Origin of the sequence: Nostoc cf. edaphicum LEGE 07299, assembly GCF_015207245.1 — a bacterium.
Lineage (GTDB): Bacteria > Cyanobacteriota > Cyanobacteriia > Cyanobacteriales > Nostocaceae > Nostoc > Nostoc edaphicum_B.
The window spans coordinates 1-4,145 of the sequence record NZ_JADEXF010000518.1; the positions used below are offsets into that span (position 1 = coordinate 1).

Annotated in this window: 4 protein-coding genes; all 4 read right to left on the reverse strand. The window is 40.7% G+C overall.

Features of this window, described 5'->3' with window-relative positions:
• Positions 1–86: 86 nt before the first annotated feature.
• Positions 87–1,139, reverse strand: a complete 1,053-nt coding sequence (locus IQ229_RS15960) for a saccharopine dehydrogenase family protein (RefSeq protein WP_194045291.1) — start codon at positions 1,137–1,139, stop codon at positions 87–89.
• Positions 1,140–1,151: 12 nt separating this feature from the next.
• The gene (locus IQ229_RS15965; RefSeq protein WP_194045293.1) at positions 1,152–1,460 is read right to left on the reverse strand and encodes a putative quinol monooxygenase; all 309 of its coding nucleotides are present in this window, start codon (positions 1,458–1,460) and stop codon (positions 1,152–1,154) included.
• A 29-nt stretch (positions 1,461–1,489) separates the two neighbouring features.
• Positions 1,490–3,130: a lipoxygenase family protein gene (locus IQ229_RS15970; protein WP_194045295.1), complete on the reverse strand. Its 1,641-nt coding sequence runs from the start codon at positions 3,128–3,130 to the stop codon at positions 1,490–1,492.
• Between the two features lie 93 nt (positions 3,131–3,223).
• Positions 3,224–4,145, reverse strand: a 922-nt coding sequence (locus tag IQ229_RS15975) for a c-type cytochrome (protein WP_194045297.1), incomplete at its 5' end; no start/stop codon positions are given.

The window sequence follows — 4,145 nt, forward strand, 5'->3', positions numbered from 1 at the left end:
TAATAAGGGCTTATTTGTTAAGTCTGCAAAAAAAAGCCGGGTTTTTTCGCTATCAAGCCTAAAAAACCCAGCTTTCTGTTGTATCCTTACTCGAACCCAGTAACTCCCGGAATTTCAAGGACAAAATCTGCCCCATATACAGATGCAGGAGTCTGGAATCCTACCTTAACTTCGCCTTGAATTACCCGTTTAATAACTGCTACAGCCGCCAACGCCGTAAAATCGTATGCTTCCGGCCCTAAGAGCTTTGCACTTACTTGTTGACCAGTTTTATCCTCAGCAATACCAATTACTCTAACTTGCCCCTTGGCTCGTTCTGCCGCCGTTGGCCCAGTGGGTAGAGTTTTAATTAGACTTGCTAAAGCACTTTGGAATAAAGACGAGTTAAATAACCATCCCAAATACTGGCTCGACTCCATTAGAAAGCGCACAGGATTAGGAAATACGGTATAAACCTCAATATTGGGAATACCCGTACTTTGGAAAGCAGTGATAATATCAGCACGCCAAGGGTTTGTTACTGCTGTCACCGGGCCATAACCAAAATCAACTTTACGTCTTTTCGATGCTGGGCGAGATGGGATGAGCTTACCTGCTTCTCGGACTACCCCGATATGATGTAAAGTTGGCAGTACTGTATTTGCAGTTCCCTGAGATACACCGCCCACTGTTTCATAAATTAAAATCAGTCGCGTTGCAACTGCTAACTTCTGTTTGAGGTAAGCAGCTACACAATCAGTAGGGACAACTCCAAATCCCACACCAGGGAGAAGCATTATCCCTGCACTTTTAGCCTCAGTATCTCGTGCCTGTAGCGCCTGAAATTCAGGTACTTCGCCAGCTATGTCTAAATAATGAGTTTTAGTTTTGAGACAGGCATCGACAAGTGGCTTTGAGGTTTTGGAGAAAGGCCCAGAGCAGTTGATGACAGCAATTATATCCTCAAGAGAGCGAGCGATCGCCTGTCGGTCATCTAAGCCAAAAACCCGAAAGTCCAAACTTAATTCATTGGCTACAGCTGCTAGTGAACTTTGATTGCGTCCAGCTAAAATTAATTCCAGCCCGTTATTTTTAGCAGATTCAGCAATGAGTTTTCCAGCATAGCCAGTTGCACCATACAATAACACCCTTGATGTCATTATTATCACCAGCTAGGAGTTGTTCGCAATCTGCTGCCATAACCTGACTTCAGGTGGTTCAACTAAAAATTGTCCTGATTTTTCCCCTAAAGCTTTAATATACGGCTGCTCTAGGTGTTGAGCTAAAATTTCCTGGCTGACCCAGTTTTCATGCAACAGAAACAAAGATGGGTCGTCAACAGATTGGTGCAAATCGTAATTAATACAACCTTCTTCTGTAAGAGTGAGAGCTATTACAGGTTGAAATTCCTGCTTGAAATTGTCTTCCAAACCTGGCTTCACTTTTAGTCGAGCGGTGACGGTTACTTTCTGATTTGACATTGTGATTCCTCTTTTTTACTAAAACTAATTCAAGTATTAATGCTGTTAATAATCTCTGAAGGCTTGAAGTAGTTATAAGGTATGGGACGAGTTTGATTTCTAATGTCTATTTGCCGTTCTATTTCATGCAAATTCTGTTGGAATTGCACTACAATTTCCTGCGCTAATGGGTCGGCAAACTCCTCATCATAAAAACCCAATTTATCATAGTGGTACGATGTTAAAATCTCAGTCCACATCACCTGATCGGCAGCTTGTTTAAAGGGCGGAAGTATCTTCATGATAGTTTCCAAATCCACACCCTTAGTTTCTGGAATTGGGTGGTAGGCTGCATAGGGCATATTGGGTACAAAAGCCATATATTCGTACTGAGAAAAATTCAAAGCAGAGTGTAGAGGAGCGCAGGTGAATACTACCACACTGATGATTTCAATCAGTTGTTCTAAAGTCTCAATCTTGGCTGGCATTCCCTTGACTCTACCACCATCTTGGGCCACTAATTCTCTAGCCCAATTTTGCAACTCATAGTCGTCACTGATATCCTGTGAGGTTTTGTAATAGAGTTGCAAGTATTCAGCCACAAACTTTTCGACGGCATTCCAAATTAATATGCCATCGTCCCGGAAAGGAAAGTGCGGTAAAATTTCTGGATCATCCGTTCGACGACTTTTTATTAACCGAGGGAAGGTAAATTTTTCCACACTCCATTCTTCATAAACTTTTGCCACAAATCCAAGAGACTCTGCCAATGAACCCGCCATAAACTCATCAACTGGGCCTCCAGGTTGTAAAAACTGAGTGCGTCCCAAATCGTTATCAAATAGCATGAAACGGAAGTGGGGTTTTAACAGTAAGGCGATGGGATGATTTTCTGCTAGTTGCCGTGCAGTGACAATCGCAAACGGAGCCATAACTGCATGGGTATAGGCAAAATGACTACCCAATTCTTGATGGTTGCCATCAGCAATTTGAACACAGGTTTTTGCCAAAAACCAATCTAAATGGGGGTCATCTGGTGTATAAATCACGCTTTTTGCACCAGAATCATGATTAATCTGAATGGCAACAGGCACTAGAGAACCACCATTAGAATTATCATTACTTTGCCAATAAAATAGAGCTTGTGGCTTGGGAAGGTACTTTTTAACATTTTCGTAGACACCACCTTTAATATCAGATAACAAAGGATAATCTAAGAAATACAGCTTGCCTTCATTGAGTGCCTTTTCCAAAGTAAATCCTGTACCTGCAACCTTCTGAAAATGTGCATCCGTGACAGCAAAATTATCAGGTAGTGCATCAATTTTTTGGATAGCTAATGGGTTCGCTCCAGAGAGTCGTTGTTCTGCAAAACAAGAGTCTGTTTTGTAATTTTTTATGACATCGGGTTTTGGTAGAAGTGACAAAAGTTCTTCATATTCTTCCAACTCATCCAACGGGTCTAAGAAGTTTCTGGCTTTAGCAGCTAGCATATTTGGTGCAAGACTTGCCATACTTGCCAAACGTTTAGCAGTATATTCCGCCGAGAATATTTCTTTATGAGGAACTTTATCAATTACTGGTAGAGGAGCTAGATAATCGTAATTAAATTTGTACTCTTCTCGATTTTTATCTAGCCAATTGATTCGGACATTAACATCAGGATCTTTTTGTGGTAAATATGGCTTCACGATGATCTCCAATTCGGTTTTTGAGCGTTTGCTAGTAAATGATTAACGTCAGAAAATTACTAAATCACATTAGTATTTAGTAAACCAATTTCATTACAGAGTTTTCAGATACTCAATCAAGGCTTTTTTGTTCTCATCAGATAAATCAGTGCCATAAATATGTCCCTGATTTGAATTAGCAGTTACCGTCGTATCGTATTTAAAACCTATAGCTTTGGCTTCATCTCCTTCAGTAATAAAACCAACTTTTTTCGGATCGTAGACATCATATCCTCGATAGAAAACTTGAGGACGATTCTCTGGTTTTTCTAACAAATCTTGTAGAGATGGGACTGAACCATTATGTAAATATGGCGCTCTTAACCATAATCCATCTAGAGAAACAGATACATACCCGTTGGTTTTGCGTAAGTTTTTGAAGTCCCAAGGGTAGCCATCACCAAAATGATTGTAAGTATCCGCTCCTTCTTGCGTCCACATATCTAACCGATGGCGGTCAGTTCCCACTTCTTCCACGGGGATAACAGTACCCGTTCTTTCACCACCAAAAGCGTGACAAGATGCACAAGTATTAGCAAAAATTTGGCTTCCTTTTGCAGCCACTTGCTCATCAATAGCAAATGGATATTTGGGAGGTGGTAGTTCTTGAATAAAATCTTCTACTCGTTGTAAATCGGCTACAGGAAGTGATTTTTTGGTAGCACCGTCACCAATTGCTCCAGTTTGAACAGTTTCTGTTAGTGAAGTTTCTAACCCATCCCAATGGAGTGCAAACCCTTTGTGCATCTTTTGATTCCAAAGAGGCATCATATCAGAGTTGCCAATAGTGTTATCTTTGGGCAACTTTAAAGTATTGAATTTAACTGGATTAAAAGGGTCAATTCGACCAGGGCCCCAGTTAGGACGAGAATCTGTCCAACTATAGTCTTCTTTTTGTTGCAGCAGTGCTTTCTTAGTTTGAGGAATTAGCACATAGCGATAAAGTAAATTTTCTAACCAGGAAAGGTTGTAATTA